The organism is Gordonia sp. IITR100 (assembly GCF_002009645.1).
GTDB lineage: Bacteria > Actinomycetota > Actinomycetes > Mycobacteriales > Mycobacteriaceae > Gordonia > Gordonia hongkongensis.
The window spans coordinates 25,515-44,472 of sequence record NZ_MVKV01000003.1; the positions used below are offsets into that span (position 1 = coordinate 25,515).

Consider the following 18,958-nt stretch of genomic DNA (forward strand, 5'->3'; position numbering starts at 1 on the left):
ACCTTAGCCACCAGGCAGACTCACCTCGGCAGACATGCGCCGGGAACAATCGACGTGCCGGGGCTCTTACTATTGGTCGCGATGCCGGCGGCGCCGGCCGACAACATCTTGAGAGGACCCGTCTTCGATGACCACCGAAGCAACTGCCCCCGCGTCCGGGGTTCCCGCCGACCAGGCCCACACCGATCTGTGGGTCGAGCGAACCGGCACGCGCCGGTACACCGGTCGCAGCTCGCGCGGCGCGGAGGTGCTGATTGGCTCGCAGGACGTCGAGGGCGTCTTCACCCCGGGTGAACTTCTCAAGATCGCGCTGGCCGCCTGCACCGGCATGTCGTCGGACCGGCCGCTGGCGCGACGCCTCGGTGACGACTACGACGCGACGATCCGCGTCAGCGGCGACGCCGACCGCGAGAACGAGGTGTACCCGCGCATCGAGGAGATCCTCGAGATCGACCTGTCCGAACTCGAGCCCGACGCCGCGGCCCGGTTGCTCGTCGTCGTCGAACGCGCCATCGACGCGGTGTGCACGGTCGGGCGCACGGTGAAGGCCGGCGCCGAGGTGGATCTGCGGATCGAGACGGAGTGACCGCATGAGCGAGGACGGCACCGACCGCGTCCGGCTCACCGCGCACGTGCACGGGCACGTGCAGGGCGTGGGCTTCCGGTGGTGGACCAGAGCGCGTGCTCTCGAACTAGGGCTCGTCGGTTACGCGTCGAACCGGGCCGACGGCCGGGTGCTGGTCGTTGCCGAGGGGCCACGGGACAAGGCCCTCGCCCTGCTCGACGCGCTCCGGTCGGGAACCACGCCCGGACGGGTGGACCTGGTGGTCGAGCGTGTGGATGAACCGCGCGGGGACCTCGACGGCTTCGTCGAACGGTGAGGAGAGCCGAAACACGTCGCGATGGTGAGTAGTCTGTACCGTCGTGCACCTCAAAAGCCTGACCCTGAAGGGCTTCAAGTCGTTCGCCTCGGCGACGACCCTGCGCTTCGAGCCGGGTATCACGTGCGTCGTCGGTCCCAACGGCTCCGGTAAGTCGAACGTCGTCGACGCCCTGACCTGGGTGATGGGCGAGCAGGGCGCCAAAGCACTGCGCGGCGGGAAGATGCAGGACGTCATCTTCGCCGGCACCTCGGGCCGTCCTCCGCTGGGCCGCGCCGAGGTCACCCTCACCATCGACAACGCCGACGGGGCGCTGCCGATCGAGTACTCCGAGGTGTCCATCACGCGCCGGATGTTCCGCGACGGCGCCGGCGAGTACGAGATCAACGGCAGCTCCTGTCGCCTCATGGACGTGCAGGAGCTGCTGTCGGACTCCGGTATCGGTCGCGAGATGCACGTGATCGTCGGCCAGGGACGGTTGTCGGCGATCCTCGAGTCCCGGCCCGAGGACCGCCGCGCGTTCATCGAAGAGGCGGCCGGGGTCCTCAAACACCGCAAGCGCAAGGAAAAAGCGGTCCGCAAGCTCGACGCGATGCAGGCCAACCTGGCGCGTCTGAACGATCTGACGGCCGAACTCCGTCGTCAGCTCAAACCACTGGGACGCCAGGCCGAGGTCGCCCGCCGGGCCCAGACCGTCCAGGCCGATCTCCGCGACGCCCGGTTGCGCCTGGCCGCCGACGACCTCGTCACCCGCCGCGCCGAGATGGCCGAACACGCCGCCGTCGAGGACGAGGTCCGGCGTCGGCAGGACGAGGTGGCCGCCGAACTCGACCGTGCGAACGCGGAAGTGACCGAACACGAACAGCATCTCGCCGAGATCACGCCCGCCGCGGCCGCGGCCAACCGCGCCTGGTTCCGGTTGTCGGCGCTCGCCGAGCGCGTCGACGCGACCCGCCGGGTGGCCGCCGAACGCAGCCGGTACCTCAGCGAGCCGCCGAGCGAGGCGTCCGGGCCCGACCCGGAGGAGCTCGACGAGCAGGCCCTCGAGGCCGCCGAACTCGAAGCCGAGCTGACCGAGGGTGTCGAGATCGCCGCCGAACAGCTCGAGAGCGCCCGCGAGGTGCTCGGCGAACGCGAGTCGATCGCGGAGGCGGCCGAGGCGGCTCACCTCGCGGCCGTCCGGGCCATCGCCGACCGTCGCGAGGGTCTGGCGCGCCTCGAAGGGCAGGTGGACAACCTGCGGACGCGTTCGGAGTCGGTCGACGCCGAGGCGCACCGCCTCACCGCGGCCATCTCGGCCGCCACCGAACGCGCCGAAGTCGCAGTCACGCAACAGGATTCGGCGGCAAGCGAGCTGGCACAGCTGGAAGCCGCCGAACAGGCGCTCGACGAACACCACGAACGATGCGTGGCCGCGCTGAACCTGTCCAACGAGCGCGTGGCCACCTTGCAGGCCGCGCACCGCGACGCCGAGCACGCCATCGCCTCCTTGTCGGCCCGGGTGGACGCACTCGCCATGGGACTCGAGCGGGGCGACGGCGGCGCATGGCTCCTGGAGAACGCGCCCGACGGCCTGCTCGGACCGATGTCGGAGCTGGTCACGGTCGAAGCGGGTTTCGAGACGGCCATCGCCGGGGCGCTCGGACCCGCCGTGGACGGCATCGTCACCGTGGACGGGATCGCCGCGGTGCGGGCGCTGGCGGCCCTGAAATCGGGCGACGGGGGACGGGCCGCGCTGATCTGCGGCGGACTCACCGGCCCGGACCGATCGAGCGACGTCCCGCTGCCCGACGGGGCGAGGTGGGCGGCCTCGGTGGTCGACACCCGCCCGGAGATCCGCGGTGCGATCGACACCGTCCTGGCCGACACCGTCATCGTCGACGATCCCGCGCAGGGGCTCGAACTCGCCCGCCGTCTCGGCGTGCGCGCGGTGACGCCCGCCGGCGACCGCATCTCGGCGGCGTCGGTCGAGGGCGGTTCGTCACGCCGCCCCTCCACGCTGGAGGTCCAGTCGGCGATCGATGCGGCGACCGCCGAACTCGCCTCGACCCGCAGGCGCGTCGAAGAACTCAAGGCGGCGCTCGCCGGTGCGCTCACCGAGCAGCACGATCGGCGGGAGGCGGCCGAGGAGGCGCTCGCGGCGCTGCACGAGTCCGACGCCGGCGTCGGCGCCGCTTATGAGCAGATGGCCCGGCTGGGCCAGGAGATCAGAGCCTCGCGTGCCGAGGCCGACAAGCTGACCCGACAGCGGAATCTGCTCGAGAAGGGCCGCGAGGAAACCCTCGAGAACCTGCAGGAACTCACCGAGCGATTGCGTCTCGCCCGCGATGAGTCCGAGGTGGGGACCGAGATGTCCGCCGACGACACCGACCGCGCGAACGCCGCGACCGCCGTCGGCGTGGCACGCAGCGCCGAGATGGAGGCGCGCCTGACCCTGCGGACAGCCGAGGAACGCCTGGCGTCGGTCCGGGGCAAGGCGGACTCGCTGCGGCGGGCCGCACAGCGCGAGCGCGAGGCACGCGAGCGGGCTCGTCGGCAGGACGAGATCCGACGGCAGGCCGCCGGGGTCGCGGCTACCGTCGAACGCGCCGGTGCCCAGGTCAGTGAGCGTCTCGCCGCGGCGGTGGCCTCGGCGCAGGCCGGGCGCGACGAACTCGAGGAGATCCGGACCGCCCGCACCGCGACCCTCGACGCGCTCCGGGTGCGGGCTGGCGAACTGACGACCACGCTCAATTCGCTGCGCGACACCGTCCACCGCGACGAGGTGGCGCGGGCCCAGGTCGCGCTGCGGATCGAACAGCTCGAGGAACAGGTCCTCGAGACCTTCGCGATGGCGCCCGACGATCTGATCGCCGAGTACGGCCCCGACGTGCCGATGCCCCCATCGGCGCTGGAGATGGCCGAGTACGAGCAGGCCCGGGAACGCGGCGAGCAGGTCGTCGCACCGGCCCCGATGCCCTACAACCGGGCGACGCAGGAGGCCCGCGCCAAGAAGGCACAGAAGGATCTCAACACGCTCGGCAAGGTGAACCCGCTGGCGCTCGAGGAGTTCGCCGCTCTCGAAGAGCGGTACAACTTCCTGTCGTCGCAGCTCGAGGACGTCAAGGCGGCCCGCAAGGACCTCCTCGACGTCGTGGAAGAGGTCGACGCCCGGATTCTGCAGGTGTTCACCGAGGCGTACGCCGACGTGGAACGCGAGTTCGGCCAGGTCTTCCAGACCTTGTTCCCCGGCGGCGAGGGCCGGCTCGTCCTGACCGAACCCGGCGACATGCTCACGACGGGCATCGAGGTCGAGGCCCGCCCGCCCGGTAAGAAGGTCAAGAGGCTCTCGCTGCTCTCGGGCGGGGAGAAGTCCCTGACGGCGGTCGCGATGCTGGTGGCGATCTTCCGCGCGCGCCCGTCGCCGTTTTACGTCATGGACGAGGTCGAGGCCGCGCTCGACGACACCAACCTGCGGCGACTGATCACGTTGTTCGCCCAACTGCGGGAGAAGTCCCAGCTCATCGTCATCACCCACCAGAAGCCCACGATGGAGGTCGCGGATGCGCTCTACGGAGTCAGCATGCGCGGCGACGGCATCACGACGGTCATCTCGCAACGCATGCGCGGAGTGAACATGCCCGTCGGTCAACAGGAGGACACCAGCCAGTGAACACCGGAATCATCATCGGCATCGTCGTCGCGGTGCTCGTCGTGATCGCGCTGATCGTGCTCGGGCTGGTGCTGTCGCGCCGCCGGCGCATCTCGCTGACCGACGAGCGGCAACCGGAGATCGTCGACGGGACGACCCGCCAGGTCGACCGGTCCGGGGGCTACCAGGCCGGATCGGGGTTCAGCTTCAGTCGCGGGGAGGCCGCGGGTGACACCGCCCTCGCGGAACCGCCGCGACGGAGGCCGGAACCCCCGGCTCCGGAGTCTGCGACGCCGGCACCCGAGGTGATCCGGCCGCCCGGAGAGCGCACCGATGTCGACGGTCAGCCGGGCGTCGGTGACGACTCCGCGGTGCCGCGGGATTCGATCCGGCGCGGCGTCACCGAGGTGTCGCTGCCCGAGCCGGACACCACCGAACCCGAGACCGCAGAACCTGCCACCGCCCGCCCCGAAACCGTCGAGCCGGAAACCGTCGAGCCCGAGACGGCGGAGCCCGACGTCGCCGAGCCCGCGTCCGCCACTGCCGCACCCGCGCAACCCGAGGTCGCCGAGCCCGAGGTCGCCGAACCCGAACCGGCCACCGCCGAGCCGGCAACGACCGAGCCCGGGACCCGGGTACCCGACGATGTCGCGGAGGCGACCACCGCGCCGCCGCTGGACGAGATCGCGCCGACGGCGGGCCGGATCGGTCGGCTGCGCGGCCGGCTGTCCCGGTCACAGGGCGCGATCGGCAAGGGTGTGCTGGGCCTGCTGGGCGCCGGCGATCTCGACGAGGACAGCTGGGAGGAGATCGAGGACACGCTGGTGATGGCCGATCTCGGTGCGTCCACGACGGCCACCGTCGTCGAGACGCTGCGCACCGAGCTCGCGGCCAACCCGGTCCGCACCGCGGGTGAGGCCCGGGCGTTGCTCAAGCGGGTCCTGGTCGAGCAGCTCGACCCGACGCTCGACCGGTCGATCCGGGCGCTGCCACACGCGGGCCGTCCCGCCGTCGTCCTCGTCGTCGGCGTCAACGGCACCGGCAAGACCACCACGACCGGCAAGCTGGCACGCGTCCTGGTCGCCGACGGGCGTCGTGTCCTGCTCGGCGCGGCGGACACGTTCCGCGCGGCTGCCGCCGACCAGCTGCAGACGTGGGGCGAGCGGGTCGGCGCCGAGATCGTGCGCGGCAAGGAACAGGCTGATCCCGCCGCCGTCGCATTCGACGCCGTCGACCGGGGCATCGAGAGCGGCGTCGACGTGGTCATGATCGACACCGCCGGCCGGCTGCACACCAAGACCGGCCTGATGGACGAGCTGGGCAAGGTCAAGCGCGTCGTGGAGAAGAAGGCGCCGGTCGACGAGGTGCTGCTGGTGCTCGACGCGACCGTCGGACAGAACGGACTGATGCAGGCCCGGGTGTTCGCCGAGGTCGTCAACATCACCGGCGTGGTGCTGACCAAGCTGGACGGCACCGCCAAGGGCGGCATCGTGTTCCACGTCCAGAAGGAACTCGGCGTGCCGGTCAAGCTCGTCGGACTGGGGGAGGGCGCGGACGACCTCGCGCCCTTCGAACCGGACGCATTCGTCGACGCCCTCCTCTGACGCCGGCGGACGCTGCCGTGAAGTCGGGATCTGTGATCGGAAATGTCGGGTCAGACATCGGCCGCGGAGTCTGAGAGACAGCTCGGAGCCGAACTGGGATGTTACATGGGCGAAATACAAACCGCCCAGGGGGTTACGCGCCCGAAACGTCAGGGCACCACGGCCGAAACCGACTGCCGACAATCTCTTTGGAGGCGCCGAGCCGTCGGCGCATCCTGAGGAGGTTTCGTAGTGGAGTTGGCTCAGTTGCCAAACGAATCGTTTGGCCCGATCGACACGGGTAACACGGCATTCATGCTCGTGTCGGCCGCGCTCGTGTTGCTGATGACCCCAGGCCTCGCGTTCTTCTACGGGGGGTTGGCGCGAGGCAAGTCCGTCCTGAACATGATGATGATGTCCTTCGGAGCACTCGCGTCGATCAGCGTCGTGTACGTGCTGTGGGGCTTCTCGATGTCGTTCAGCGACGGGATCACCGGCAGCAGCGACATCGGCGGCATCTTCGCGAACCCGTTCGCGCTCTTCGGGTCCGACCAGCTGATGAGCACCATCGGCGAGGGCGACACCGAGATGTACGTCACCGGCGGCCTGAGCATCCCGGCGATCGTCTTCATGGGATTCCAGCTGACCTTCGCGGTCATCACCGTCGCCCTCATCAGCGGTGCGCTCGCCGAACGCGTCAAGTTCTCCACCTGGATGGTCTTCACCGTCCTGTGGGCGACGATCGTGTACTTCCCGCTGTCCCACATGGTCTGGGGCGGGCTCGTCGGTGGCGGCGGCCTGCTCGGCGGCGGTGAGGACGGTCTGGCGGCCAAGATGTTCGGCACCACCGACGGCGAGGCCAACGTCGCGCCGATCGACTTCGCCGGCGGCACGGTCGTGCACATCAACGCCGGTATCGCGGCGCTGGTCCTGGTCCTCATCATCGGCAAGCGCGTCGGCTTCGGGCGCACCGCCTACCGTCCGCACAACATCCCGTTCGTGATGCTGGGCGCAGCACTCCTCTGGTTCGGCTGGTTCGGGTTCAACGTCGGTTCCGAGCTGGGCGCCGATCTGCTCGCCGGTCAGGTGTGGGTCAACACCACCGCTGCCACCGCCGCGGCGATCCTCGGCTGGCTCGCGGTGGAACTCATCCGCGACAAGCACGCCACCAGCGTCGGCGCCGCCTCGGGTGTGGTCGCCGGTCTGGTCGCCATCACCCCCGCGTGTGGTTCGCTGACCCCGGTCGGCTCGCTCATCCTCGGTGTCATCGCGGGTGCTCTCGCCGCCGTCGCGATCGGCCTGAAGAACAAGTTCGGCTACGACGACTCGCTCGACGTCGTCGGTGTCCACCTCGTCGCCGGCCTCTGGGGCACGGTGGCCATCGGCCTGATCGGCGAGGACGTGGGCCTCTTCTGGGGTGGCGATTACAAGCAGCTGGTGGTCCAGGTCGTGATCGCCTTGTTCGCGCTCGTGTTCACCGGTGTTCTCACCGCGATCATCGCCCTGGTGCTCAAGCCGCTGGGTTGGCGAGTCAGCGACGAGGACGAGAAGAGCGGCATCGACGAGGCAGAACACGCCGAGACGGCCTATGAGCTGGCATGACGCTCGAAGCCATTCGCTACTACGCTGAATCCTGTGGAGAGGGATAACTAATGAAGCTGATCACTGCAATCGTCAAGCCGTTCACGCTCGAGGATGTCAAAGCCGGGTTGGAGCAGGCCGGCATCCTGGGCATGACCGTGAGTGAGGTCCAGGGCTACGGCCGCCAGAAGGGTCACACCGAGGTCTATCGCGGCGCCGAGTACTCGGTCGACTTCGTACCCAAGGTCCGCGTCGAGGTCGTGGTGGACGACGCTGCCGTGGACAAGGTCGTCGACGTGATCGTCGAGGCCGCCCGGACCGGCAAGATCGGTGACGGCAAGGTGTGGGTCTCGCCGGTCGAGTCCGTGGTTCGCGTCCGAACCGGCGAGCGCGGTGGCGACGCACTGTAGCGAGCCCGCCGAGGCGTCGACGAAATCCCGGTGAACGGCCCCGTGCCCGACGACCAGTCGGGCGCGGGGCCGTCGGAGTTCCACACCTCTTGTTCCCTTCTCTCCCACACACTTTGGAGGCAGTCGTAAGCGCCGCAGACCTGGCCAAGACCCGACGGCAACTCACCGAATCCGGCCGATCGGGAAAACTCGACGCACCGGCACTGCGCCAGGTGCTCGTCGACCTGCACGAATTCTGGCTGACCAGCAAGGGCGCCGAACTCGGCATCAAGCCGCACAGCGGGTTCGCGATCGTCGCCGTGGGCGGACTCGGTCGCGGTGAGATGCTCCCGTATTCCGACCTCGATCTGATCCTGCTGCACGACGACATGCCCGCCGAGCGGGTGTCCGAGGTCGCTGACGGACTCTGGTACCCGTTGTGGGACGCCAACATCCCGCTCGACCACAGTGTGCGGACGGTGCCGCAGGCCTTGCAGGTCGCCGGCGACGACGTCACCGCGGCCCTCGGCCTCCTCGAGGCGCGCCACATAGCCGGCGACGAGGATCTGTCCACGTTGCTGATCGGCGGGGTCCGCCAGCAGTGGCGCAACGACATCCGCAATCGGTTCCCCGAGGTGGTCACGCACGCGCAGGACCGCTGGCGGCGAGCCGGCGACATCGCACATCGCGCCGAACCCGACCTCAAGAGCGGCCGGGGAGGTCTGCGTGACGTCCAGCTCCTGGGGGCGCTGGCGATCGCCCAGCTCACCAGCGGGATGGCGAGCTTACGACCCGATTCGCCCGGTGCCGGACCGCAGGTCGCCTACACGCGGCTCCTCGACATCCGTACCGAACTGCACCGCATCGCCGGGCGTCCCCGCGAGCACGTGCAGGCCCAGGACGCCGACGAGATCGGGGCGGCCCTCCGGATCGGGGACCGGTTCGATCTCGCCCGCGTCATCAGCGACTCGGCCCGCACCATCAGCTACTCCATCGACGCCGGCCTGCGGACCGCGGGCAACGCCCTGCCGCGTCGCGGTCTGGCCAAGCTGCGGCGTTCGCCGCTGCGCCGCCCGCTCGACGAGGGCGTCGTCGAGCACAGCGGGGAGATCGTGTTGGCGCGCAACGCGATTCCGAGCAAAGACCCGGGACTCATCCTGCGGGTGGCCGCCGCGTCGGCCCGAACCGGCCTGCCGATCAGCGCGTCGACGCTGAGCCGGCTGGCCGATTACGCGCCGGAACTGCGTGAGCCGTGGCCGGCCGAGGCGCTCAGCGACCTGCTGGTCCTGCTCAGTTCGGGACATCACATGGTCGACCCGATCGAGGCACTCGACCGCACCGGCCTGTGGGGCCGGCTCCTGCCGGAATGGGGTGCGGTGCGCGACCTCCCGCCGCGCGATGCCATCCACACCTGGACCGTCGACCGGCATCTCGTGGAGACCGCGGCGTACGCGAGTGCGATGACCACCCGGGTGTCCCGGCCCGACCTGCTCGTCCTCGGTGCGTTGATCCACGACCTCGGCAAGGGCCGGGGTGCCGACCACAGCATCGTCGGCGCCGATCTGGCGGTTCAGGTCGGCAACCGGTTCGGGCTCTGGCCGCAGGATGTGGCGATCCTCTCCGACATGGTGCGGCACCACCTGCTGCTGCCGCAGGTCGCCACCCGCCGGGACCTCGACGACCCGGCCACCGCCGAGTCGGTCGCCGACACCCTGGGACACAACCGGGTGCTGTTGGAACTGCTTGCCGCACTTGCCGAAGCGGATTCGCTGGCCACCGGCCCGGGGGTGTGGGGGGAGTGGAAGGCCTCGCTCATCCACGACCTCGTCCGCCGGTCGATGCGACTCATCGACGGCGAAGAGCCGAGCGCGCCCGAGCCGCTGACGGCCGAGGACCTGGCCACGGCGGCGGAAGGGGACTACGCGGTCCGGCTCGTCCGGGCCGACGGGCAACACACGTACCGCGTCACCATGGTGGCGCCTGATCAACCCGGCCTGCTGTCGAAGATGGCCGGGGTCCTCGCCCTGGGCGGGTTGCGGTCCCACTCGGCGTGTGCCCAGAGCGCCGACGGGAAGGCGATCAACTCGTTCCTTGTCGTCCCGATGTTCGGCAGTCCGCCCGATGCCGGCCTGTTGCGCCAGCAGCTGATCGCGGCCGTCGACGGCAAGATCGATGTACTCGCGCGGCTCGACGCGCGCGAGCGGGACTCGCCGATTCCGACGATCGGCACCGTCACCACGATTCCCGGCACCGTGGTGACCATCGGCGCCAGCGCCGGGAGCACCGATCCCGAGGTCGACGGGGCCGGGCATCCGAAGAACGCGGTACCCGCGCTCTTCGCCGTGGCGCCACCGCGGGTGACGTGGCTGGACGCCCCGGTGGGTGAGGCGGTGCTGGAGGTCCGCTCGGACGACAGGATCGGCCTGCTCAGCCGGGTCAGTGCGGTCCTGGAACGCCACGGCGCCGACATCCGATGGGCCAAGGTGGCGACCCTGGGCGCCACCGGGGTCGACATCTTCGGCCTGCGGCTGGCGACCGACACCGAGGACGCACGGGCAAAGCTGGCCGAGGCCGTCGTCGCGGTCTGCCCGCCGCCGCAGCCGGCGCGCGAGGAGGACGGCGACGGACCGCAGTCCTATGGCGGAACGGGACGGTCCGGAGTGCCGATCTCCTAGATGTTCCGTCCCGGGACCCGCATGGAAGGATGGGACCCATGTTCGATTCCCTCTCCGACCGGTTAACCGGTGCTCTGAAGGATCTGCGTGGCAAGGGGCGGCTGTCCGACGCCGACATCGACCGCACCTGCCGCGAGATCCGGCTCGCCCTGCTCGAGGCGGACGTCTCGCTCGCGGTGGTCCGGTCCTTCATCGCCCGGATCAAGGAGCGCGCCAAGGGTGCCGAGGTCTCCGCGGCACTCAACCCGGCGCAGACGGTCGTCAAGATCGTCAACGAGGAACTCATCGGAATCCTCGGCGGGGAGACCCGGCGGGTGCGGTTCGCCAAGAACCCCCCGACCGTCATCATGTTGGCCGGTCTCCAGGGTGCCGGTAAGACGACACTCGCCGGAAAGCTGGGCAACTGGCTCAAGCAGCAGGGTCATACGCCGCTGCTCGTCGCCTGTGACCTGCAGCGTCCGGGCGCGGTCTCCCAGCTGCAGATCGTCGGCGAGCGCGCCGGCGTGCCGGTCTTCGCGCCGCATCCGGGCACGAGCGTCGGCGGCGAGGGTGTGCTCGGTGTGACCTCGGGCGATCCGGTCTCGGTCGCGCAGGCCGGTGTCGACGAGGCGCGGAGCAAGCACTACGACGTGGTGGTCATCGACACCGCCGGCCGGCTCGGCATCGACGCCGAACTGATGAAGCAGGCCTCCGACATCCGCAACGCCACCTCGCCCGACGAGGTGCTGTTCGTCGTCGACGCGATGATCGGTCAGGACGCCGTCACCACCGCCGAGGCCTTCCAGGAGGGTGTGGGCTTCACCGGCGTCGTGCTGACCAAGCTCGACGGCGATGCGCGCGGCGGTGCGGCGTTGTCGGTACGCGAGGTGACCGGCCAACCGATCATGTTCGCGTCCTCGGGCGAGAAGCTCGAGGACTTCGACGTCTTCCATCCCGACCGCATGGCCAGCCGCATCCTCGGCATGGGCGACGTGTTGTCGCTCATCGAGCAGGCCGAACAGCACTGGGATGCGCAGCAGGCCGAGGCCGCGGCCGCCAAGATCACCCAGGGCGAGCTGACCCTCGAGGACTTCCTCGAGCAGATGCTGATGATCCGCAAGATGGGTCCCATCGGCAACATCCTGGGGATGCTGCCCGGCGCCGGCCAGATGAAGGACGTGCTGTCGCAGGTCGACGACAAGCAGCTCGACCGCGTGCAGGCGATCATCCGCGGCATGACCCCCGCCGAGCGCGACAACCCGAAGATCATCAACGCCTCTCGCCGCATCCGGATCGCCAACGGGTCGGGTGTGACCGTCAGCGAGGTCAACCAGCTCGTCGACCGGTTCTTCGAGGCCCGCAAGATGATGGCGCAGATGTCGGGTCGCATGGGCATGGGTGCGATGAACCGCAAGTCCAACCGCAAGGGCAAGAAGGGCAAGAAGGGCAAGAGCCGCGGCCCCACCCCGCCGAAGGCGGCGCGCGGCGGCTTCCCTGGTATGCCCGGAGGCATGCCGGCCGGGTTCCCGGACCTGTCGAACATGCCGGCCGGTCTCGATCAGCTGCCCCCGGGTCTCGAGGGCATCGACGTGTCGCAGTTCCAGCAGCCCAAGAAGAAATGACGGTGGGTGGCCCGGAACAGGGTGCCATGGCCCGCCACTACCGGGGCACCGATCCGCTCACGTCCGAACCGGTCGAGTTCTGGGTGTCCGACGACACCATCAGCCTCACCGCGGTTCCCGACGCCGAGACGGCCGTCGACGGCGGCTGGATCCTGCCGGGCCTCGTCGATGCCCACAACCACGTGGGGATCGCGCCGGGCCTCGGGGTCGACATCGAGCAGGCCCGTGGCTACGCCTACGCCGACGCGCGCACCGGCACCCTGCTGATCCGCGAGGTCGGGTCGCCGCTCGACACCCACCCGCTCGACGACGATCCGGCGTGCCCACGGTTGATCCGCTCCGGCAAACACATCGCCCGGCCCAAGCGGTACCTGCGCGACTACGGCGTCGACCTCGACGATCCGGACGAACTGGCGGCCGAGGTGGCCCGGCAGGCGCAGGCAGGCGACGGCTGGGTGAAGATCGTCGGGGACTGGATCGATCGCGAGGTCGGGGACCTGGCCCCGCTGTGGACCCGCGCGCAGATCGAGTCGGCGGTGGCGGTGGCCCACGAGCACGGCGCGCGAATCACCGCCCATGTCTTCGGAACCGATGCTCTCGTCGACCTGATCGGGGCCGGTGTCGATTGCATCGAGCACGGCACCGGGCTGACTCCCGATCTCGTCGACCAGCTCGTCGACCGCTCGATCGCGTTGGTGCCCACAATGATCCAGGTCGAGAACTTTCCCGGGATCGCCGACGGCGCCGAACGCTTCCCGACCTACGCCGCCCACATGCGCGCCCTGCATGCGGGCGCCCCGGCGGTGTTCGCCGCCGCGCGTGAGGCCGGCGTCGCGATCTTCGCCGGGACCGACGCGGGCGGATTCGTCGAGCACGGACGCATCGTCGACGAGATCGAGGCGCTCTCGGACGTGGGCCTGGGCCCGGCGGGTGCGATCGCGGCGGCGTCGACGAATGCGCGTGCCTGGCTGAGCGCCGACCTCCTGGAGGACGGTCACCGCGCGGACTTCGTCGTGTACGCGGACAACCCGTGCGACGACCTGGGCACGTTGCGACACCCGGTAGCAGTGGTGTCTTCTGGTCGCCACCTCGTGTGAGCAAAGCCACACGGTAGTGGCTGGTTGCCTTTCTTACCGCCGCGTAACGTAGCAACGGCGTTGCAACGGTTCGGCCAGGACGAACCGGATCAGTCCACCTCGGATCCGCGGCCCGGATCCGAGAGCGCGGGCCCGTCGGAGCCGGGGGTCGAGGGAGGCTCCGGCGGTGTCGCGCATCAGGCGGATGAGCCGACACCGACAGAGTGACGGAAGTGACGTTCGGCATGTGGTCGTCCTCGCGGGTGGGTGACCACATGCCGGTCCATCGGCTGTTCCCTGTGCAGGCCGATCACCGGATTCGGTACTCACCGCCCGGTCTGGCACAATGATTCGCTGGTTCGTCGGATCCGGTCACGGCCGCCCGACGGTCACACCACTACAGACGCAAAACCGGGTCCGCCTGTCCGGGCGGATTGCTGAATTGCGCAGTGACCACACGAAAGAGAAGTAGACATGGCTGTCAAGATCAAGCTCACGCGGCTCGGCAAGATCCGCAACCCGCAGTACCGCATCGTCGTCGCCGACGCCCGCACCCGCCGCAACGGCCGGGTCATCGAGACCATCGGCAAGTACCACCCCAAGGAAGAGCCCTCGCTGATCGAGGTCGACTCCGAGCGCGCGCAGTACTGGCTGGGAGTCGGTGCGCAGCCGACCGAGCCCGTGGCCGCGATCCTCAAGGTGACCGGTGACTGGCAGAAGTTCAAGGGCCTGCCGGGCGCCGAGGGCACCCTGAAGACCGCCGAGCCCAAGCCGTCGAAGCTCGACCTGTTCAACGCCGCGCTCGCCGCCGCCGACAACGAGCCGGTCGCCGCCGCGACCACCCCCAAGAAGAAGGCCGCCAAGAAGGACGACGAGGCTGCCGAGGCTCCCGCCGCCGAGGGTGACGCGTGAGCGCAGTCGTCGCCGACGCGGTCGAGCACCTGGTCCGCGGAATCGTCTCCAACCCCGATGACGTCCGGGTCGACCTCGTCACCGGCCGTCGCGGCCGGCTCGTCGAGGTCCACGTGAACCCCGACGACCTCGGCAAGGTGATCGGTCGCAACGGTCGTACCGCCACCGCGCTGCGCACCCTGGTCTCCGGGATCGGCGGCCGCGGGATGCGTGTCGACATCGTCGACACCGACCGCTGACCGAGAACCCGAACACCGAGCGCATCGTGGATCTCGTCGTAGGCCGTGTGGTCAAGTCACACGGAATCCGTGGTGAGGTCGTCGTGGACGTCCGCACCGACGAGCCCGAGATGCGTTTCGCCCCGAACTCGGTGCTGCGTGGCCGTCTGCCGCGCGGTGCCGGGGAACGGGACTTCACCGTCACAGCCGCCCGGGATCATTCCGGGCGGCTGTTGGTGTCCCTGGCCGGCATCGCGGACCGGGATTCCGCCGACGCCCTGCGCGGCACCCTGTTCCTCATCGACAGTTCGCAGGTGGAGCCCTCCGACGACCCGGACGAATTCTACGACCACGAACTCGAGGGCGTGCCCGTACAACTCACCGACGGCTCCGCGGTCGGCGTCGTCGAATCGGTCCTGCATCTGCCCGGCGGCGAGTTGCTGTCGGTACGCACCACCGACGACCGTGAGGTGCTCGTGCCGTTCGTGCGCGAGATCGTGCCGAGTGTCGGTCGCGAGCTGATCGTGATCGACCCCCCGGAGGGGCTGCTGGATCCGGATTCGCTCGACGAGGCGCCGTGATGCGCCTCGACGTCGTGTCGATCTTCCCCGAGTACCTCGATCCGCTCCGAGTTGCCTTGCTGGGCAAGGCGATCGACGCCGGACGGATCACCGTGGCGGTCCACGACCTACGCAACTGGGCGCACGACGTCCATCGCAGCGTGGACGACTCGCCGTACGGCGGCGGGCCCGGCATGGTGATGAAACCCGACGTCTGGGGGCCGTGCCTGGACGAGGTGTGCCCCGACGACGCGCTGCTGATCGTGCCGACCCCTGCCGGTGTGCCGTTCACCCAGGAGACCGCGCGTCGCTGGAGCACCGAGCAGCATCTGGTGTTCGCCTGCGGCCGGTATGAGGGTATCGACCAGCGTGTGTTCGACGACGCGGCCCGACGGGTGCGCGTCGAAGAGGTCTCCCTCGGCGACTTCGTCCTCATCGGGGGAGAGGTCGCGGTCATGGCCATGATCGAGGCGACCGTCCGGCTGCTCGACGGCGTACTCGGCAATCCCCGCTCGCATCAGGAGGATTCGTTCTCCGACGGGCTGCTCGAAGGTCCGAGTTACACGCGGCCGGTGTCGTGGCGCGGTCTGGACGTCCCGCCCGTACTCCTCAGTGGCGACCATGCGAAGGTGGCACGCTGGCGTACCGAACAGGCCCTCGAGCGGACGCGCGCGCGCCGGCCTGATCTCCTCCCGGACCCTGTGGACTCCTCCGCGGACCATCCGGGCGATACCGACTAGGATGCGGCAGAGGTTCGACTCGGACGGGGGTCCAGCAGACGATGCAGGGGTATTCGGCCATGGTCGAGGAACTCGACCGGCAACGCACCGAACTCGAACGGGTCCGGAAGTCGTTGTCGCAGCTGACCTCCCGGGCGACCAGTCACGACCGGCTCGTCGCGGTGACGGTCGACGCGCGCGGCCGTGCGGTGGACATCATGATCGAACCCTCCGCATTGCGTCGATACCGCGCGGATCAACTGTCCGCCCTGCTGACCACGCTGATCGCCGAGGCGGACACCGCGCTGCGCACCAGATCCGCCGACATCCTTTCCGGCGCACCGGATCTGCCGATCGACTACGCCGACGCCCGCCTCGACAGTGTGGTCGCCGATGACCGACCCTGACCTCTCGCCGGCGGCCGACGCCGGTCCCCGGGTCGCCGCCGACCCCGGTGCCGCCGCTGTCGTGGCGACGCGACTGCAGGCCGCGGCGGCGGAACTCACGGCGATACAGACCGAGCTCGCCGCGCTGCTCATCGACGTCGACATGGCAGTAGGCACCGGGAACTCGGCGGGTGCGTTCCGGACGGGGTTCTCGCCGGCGGCCGCGGCGTCGACGGATCGTCTGCACGACGTCGAGAACCGTCTCGGACAACACCGCCGCGCCCTCGTCGCCGGCATCGACGACCTCCTCGACCGAGATGCCGAGGCCTCGGCGCGTATCGGCCGGGCCGACGCATGACGGCGCGTGGCGAGGCCGAGCGGATCGCCGAGGAACTGGCCCCGGGGGTGTGGCCGACCGCCGACGCGGCGGCACTGAGCGACTCGGCCCAGCGCGTGCGGGCACTCGCCGAGAGGGTGGCCGGCCTCGCCGAGGCGGTGGCGTCGGTGACCGACTCGTACGCGACGGGGGACTCGACCGCGGGCCGGTTCCACGATGCCGTCGTCGACGGGCTCGGACAGATCGCCGGTGCCGATCTGCCCGGAGCGGCGGAACGGCTGCGCGCGCTCGGGACGTCGCTGGACGCGTATGCCCGGACGGTGATCGACACGCAGCAGCAGATGTCGGTGGTCGCACTGATCGCCGACCGCGATATCCGGCGTGCCGAGGTGAACGCCGCGATCGGTGACGACACGTGGCGGGTCGAGGCCGCGAGCACCGGCCGGATGGCCCTCACCGCGGCGGGGGACGATCACACCGAACGGTCGGGTGAGGCAGGGCAGAGCGCCGCTGCACCCGCGGCGACGAGCGGGATGATGCCGATGATGCCGCTCGGGGCACTGGGTGCGGCGGGTGCGATGGCCGCCGGTCTCGGGGGTCTGGCCGGCGCGCGGGCTCGCGCCGACCGCGACGGGATCGGCGCGAACGACCTGACCTGGTTGCGGGGGCGAGCCGAGCGACTCCAGACCATGGTCCCGGCATCGATCGCCGGTTGGTTCCGGACCGCAGTGGGTGTCGGGACCGGTCCGCGGGGAGCCCGGGTGGTCGTCGTCGGGACCAACGACCCGCAGCCCTATCAGCGGGCGGGGGTGGAACTCGCCGACGACGAGGCACTCACCGCCAACGGCCGGGCGCCCGAACTCGCGATCCTCGACCACATGGTGCATGCCGGTGTGACGCCGAGAGCGATCGCCGCGGCGACGCCGATGGAGCCCGCCACCATCTCGGCATTGCAGGCCGACGACGTCGTGATCGTGGCGCCACGGACGTAGCGGCTCCGCGATTTCGTCGGCCCGGGGTGTCTCTGGCACAATAGTCGGGTTGCCTGCCGACGATGCCCCGTGTCCGGGGCTGTCTCTCCGAGACCGCCGGCTGCGACGCCAACGACTCGGAGCACGAACCGGTCGAGCCCACGGGCCGCCAGGTTCCTCTGCTCAACGTTCTCCGCCAGACAAGGACCACGACACATGAACACGCTCGACTTCCTCGACAAGCAGTCCCTCCGCGACGACGTGCCGGACTTCGGCCCCGGTGACACCCTCGACGTCCACGTCAAGGTCATCGAGGGCAGCAAGGAGCGCGTGCAGGTGTTCAAGGGCGTCGTCATCCGTCGTCAGGGCGGCGGCGTGCGTGAGACCTTCACCGTCCGCAAGGTGTCCTTCGGCGTCGGCGTCGAGCGCACCTTCCCGGTGCACAGCCCGAACATCGCCAAGATCGACGTCCTCACCCGCGGTGACGTCCGTCGCGCCAAGCTCTACTACCTGCGCGATCTGCGCGGCAAGGCAGCCAAGATCAAGGAAAAGCGCTGACGCGTCTAACCTGACGAGGTGGCCGACACACAGCGACCCCACGATGCCCCCGACGACGACCGCGCCGACGACGCCAAGCGTCCGTGGAGGTTGAAGACCGACCCGGCCGAATCCGATGCCGACGAGCGCGGCAAGCGCAAGTCCGGCTCGAGTTCGCTCCTGCGCGAAGTCGTCATCATCGTGGGGTGCGTCCTTCTCCTCACCTGGGTGCTGCAGACCTTCATCGGTCGGCAGTATGTCATCCCGTCGGAGTCGATGGAGTCCACCCTCATCGGGTGCGACGGCTGCACCAACGACCGCATCGTGATCGACAAGCTCACGTACCGGTTCGGTGATCCGCAACCCGGCGACGTCGTCGTCTTCAAAGGCCCGTCGGAATCGTGGAACGGCGCCTGGGTGTCGCCCCGATCGACGAACCCGGTGATGCACAAGGCGCAGGATGCGCTGTCGTGGTTCGGGTTCGCGCCGCCGGACGAGAACAACCTCGTCAAGCGGGTCATCGCGACCGGCGGTCAGACGGTGGAATGTCGCAACGACGAGGGCGTCGGCGTGAAGGTCAACGGTCGCCCGTTGCGCGAGCCCTACATCGACATGAAGCTCCAAGAGGAGACGGTCGCGTCGTTCGGGCCCGGTGTCGCCGGGCCGGGCGACCAGGTACCTCCGTGTCTCGGGCCGGATTTCGGTCCGATCACCGTGCCCGAGGGCAACGTGTGGGTCATGGGTGACAATCGACTGAACTCGCAGGACTCGCGCTACCACGTCGAGGACCAGTACCAGGGCACCGTCCCGGTCAGCGACATCCGCGGCAAGGTCCGGTTCATCATCTACCCCTTCTCGCGGATCGGTGGTGTCGGTTCGTTCAATCCGCAGCAGGGGTGAG

General features: G+C 69.6%; 18 protein-coding genes. All 18 read left to right on the forward strand.

The features are described from left to right. Window positions 1–127: 127 nt before the first annotated feature. Window positions 128–586, forward strand: a complete 459-nt coding sequence (locus tag B1818_RS06505; protein ID WP_058250071.1) for an OsmC family protein — start codon at window positions 128–130, stop codon at window positions 584–586. Window positions 587–590: 4 nt separating this feature from the next. Next, a complete protein-coding gene (locus B1818_RS06510) occupies window positions 591–881 on the forward strand; it encodes an acylphosphatase (RefSeq protein ID WP_058250072.1) in 291 nt (96 codons plus the stop codon). Between the two features lie 43 nt (window positions 882–924). Continuing rightward, a complete protein-coding gene (gene smc / locus B1818_RS06515; RefSeq protein WP_078112239.1) occupies window positions 925–4,533 on the forward strand; it encodes a chromosome segregation protein SMC in 3,609 nt (1,202 codons plus the stop codon). Then, window positions 4,530–6,116: a signal recognition particle-docking protein FtsY gene (gene ftsY, locus B1818_RS06520; RefSeq protein WP_078112240.1), complete on the forward strand. Its 1,587-nt coding sequence runs from the start codon at window positions 4,530–4,532 to the stop codon at window positions 6,114–6,116. Before smc ends, ftsY begins: the two co-directional genes overlap by 4 nt. A gap of 231 nt (window positions 6,117–6,347) precedes the next feature. Then, window positions 6,348–7,697, forward strand: coding sequence for an ammonium transporter (locus B1818_RS06525; RefSeq protein WP_176455891.1), 1,350 nt, complete (start codon window positions 6,348–6,350; stop codon window positions 7,695–7,697). 50 nt (window positions 7,698–7,747) lie between these two features. Then, window positions 7,748–8,086, forward strand: coding sequence for a P-II family nitrogen regulator (locus B1818_RS06530; protein WP_004572306.1), 339 nt, complete (start codon window positions 7,748–7,750; stop codon window positions 8,084–8,086). A 113-nt stretch (window positions 8,087–8,199) separates the two neighbouring features. Beyond that, window positions 8,200–10,740 carry a [protein-PII] uridylyltransferase gene (locus B1818_RS06535; RefSeq protein ID WP_078112242.1) on the forward strand — a complete coding sequence of 847 codons (2,541 nt, stop codon included), beginning with the start codon at window positions 8,200–8,202 and terminating at the stop codon, window positions 10,738–10,740. Window positions 10,741–10,778: 38 nt separating this feature from the next. Continuing rightward, window positions 10,779–12,341 (forward strand): signal recognition particle protein, encoded by a 1,563-nt coding sequence (gene ffh, locus B1818_RS06540; protein ID WP_078112243.1) that lies wholly within the window; start codon window positions 10,779–10,781, stop codon window positions 12,339–12,341. Between the two features lie 26 nt (window positions 12,342–12,367). After that, window positions 12,368–13,438, forward strand: a complete 1,071-nt coding sequence (locus tag B1818_RS06545; protein WP_078112437.1) for an amidohydrolase family protein — start codon at window positions 12,368–12,370, stop codon at window positions 13,436–13,438. 453 nt (window positions 13,439–13,891) lie between these two features. Continuing rightward, the gene (gene rpsP, locus B1818_RS06550) at window positions 13,892–14,329 is read left to right on the forward strand and encodes a 30S ribosomal protein S16 (protein WP_058250078.1); all 438 of its coding nucleotides are present in this window, start codon (window positions 13,892–13,894) and stop codon (window positions 14,327–14,329) included. Continuing rightward, a complete protein-coding gene (locus B1818_RS06555; protein WP_004572301.1) occupies window positions 14,326–14,568 on the forward strand; it encodes an RNA-binding protein in 243 nt (80 codons plus the stop codon). The genes rpsP and B1818_RS06555 overlap by 4 nt, the downstream gene beginning before the upstream one ends. 26 nt (window positions 14,569–14,594) lie before the next feature. After that, window positions 14,595–15,128 (forward strand): ribosome maturation factor RimM, encoded by a 534-nt coding sequence (gene rimM, locus B1818_RS06560; RefSeq protein ID WP_065628991.1) that lies wholly within the window; start codon window positions 14,595–14,597, stop codon window positions 15,126–15,128. Continuing rightward, window positions 15,128–15,847 carry a tRNA (guanosine(37)-N1)-methyltransferase TrmD gene (gene trmD, locus B1818_RS06565; protein WP_078112244.1) on the forward strand — a complete coding sequence of 240 codons (720 nt, stop codon included), beginning with the start codon at window positions 15,128–15,130 and terminating at the stop codon, window positions 15,845–15,847. Before rimM ends, trmD begins: the two co-directional genes overlap by 1 nt. A 41-nt stretch (window positions 15,848–15,888) precedes the next feature. Next, a complete protein-coding gene (locus tag B1818_RS06570; protein WP_078112245.1) occupies window positions 15,889–16,233 on the forward strand; it encodes a YbaB/EbfC family nucleoid-associated protein in 345 nt (114 codons plus the stop codon). Continuing rightward, window positions 16,220–16,570, forward strand: coding sequence for a hypothetical protein (locus B1818_RS06575; RefSeq protein WP_078112246.1), 351 nt, complete (start codon window positions 16,220–16,222; stop codon window positions 16,568–16,570). Before B1818_RS06570 ends, B1818_RS06575 begins: the two co-directional genes overlap by 14 nt. Beyond that, window positions 16,567–17,541, forward strand: a complete 975-nt coding sequence (locus B1818_RS06580) for a hypothetical protein (RefSeq protein ID WP_078112247.1) — start codon at window positions 16,567–16,569, stop codon at window positions 17,539–17,541. Before B1818_RS06575 ends, B1818_RS06580 begins: the two co-directional genes overlap by 4 nt. A 195-nt stretch (window positions 17,542–17,736) precedes the next feature. Further along, complete coding sequence (gene rplS / locus B1818_RS06585) at window positions 17,737–18,078, forward strand: 50S ribosomal protein L19 (protein WP_004572295.1); 342 nt, start codon at window positions 17,737–17,739, stop codon at window positions 18,076–18,078. Window positions 18,079–18,096: 18 nt separating this feature from the next. Further along, complete coding sequence (gene lepB, locus B1818_RS06590) at window positions 18,097–18,957, forward strand: signal peptidase I (protein ID WP_078112248.1); 861 nt, start codon at window positions 18,097–18,099, stop codon at window positions 18,955–18,957. Window position 18,958 lies beyond the last annotated feature (1 nt).

Excerpts from the sequence above, each read along its gene's own strand:
- B1818_RS06505 (WP_058250071.1), top strand. The coding sequence starts at position 128 with ATGACCACCGAAGCAACTGCCCCCGCGTCCGGGGTTCCCGCCGACCAG.
- B1818_RS06510 (WP_058250072.1), top strand. The coding sequence starts at position 591 with ATGAGCGAGGACGGCACCGACCGCGTCCGGCTCACCGCGCACGTGCAC.
- B1818_RS06530 (WP_004572306.1), top strand. The coding sequence starts at position 7,748 with ATGAAGCTGATCACTGCAATCGTCAAGCCGTTCACGCTCGAGGATGTC.
- ffh (WP_078112243.1), top strand. The coding sequence starts at position 10,779 with ATGTTCGATTCCCTCTCCGACCGGTTAACCGGTGCTCTGAAGGATCTG.
- B1818_RS06545 (WP_078112437.1), top strand. The coding sequence starts at position 12,368 with ATGGCCCGCCACTACCGGGGCACCGATCCGCTCACGTCCGAACCGGTC.
- rpsP (WP_058250078.1), top strand. The coding sequence starts at position 13,892 with ATGGCTGTCAAGATCAAGCTCACGCGGCTCGGCAAGATCCGCAACCCG.
- trmD (WP_078112244.1), top strand. The coding sequence starts at position 15,128 with ATGCGCCTCGACGTCGTGTCGATCTTCCCCGAGTACCTCGATCCGCTC.
- B1818_RS06570 (WP_078112245.1), top strand. The coding sequence starts at position 15,889 with ATGCAGGGGTATTCGGCCATGGTCGAGGAACTCGACCGGCAACGCACC.
- B1818_RS06575 (WP_078112246.1), top strand. The coding sequence starts at position 16,220 with ATGACCGACCCTGACCTCTCGCCGGCGGCCGACGCCGGTCCCCGGGTC.
- B1818_RS06580 (WP_078112247.1), top strand. The coding sequence starts at position 16,567 with ATGACGGCGCGTGGCGAGGCCGAGCGGATCGCCGAGGAACTGGCCCCG.
- rplS (WP_004572295.1), top strand. The coding sequence starts at position 17,737 with ATGAACACGCTCGACTTCCTCGACAAGCAGTCCCTCCGCGACGACGTG.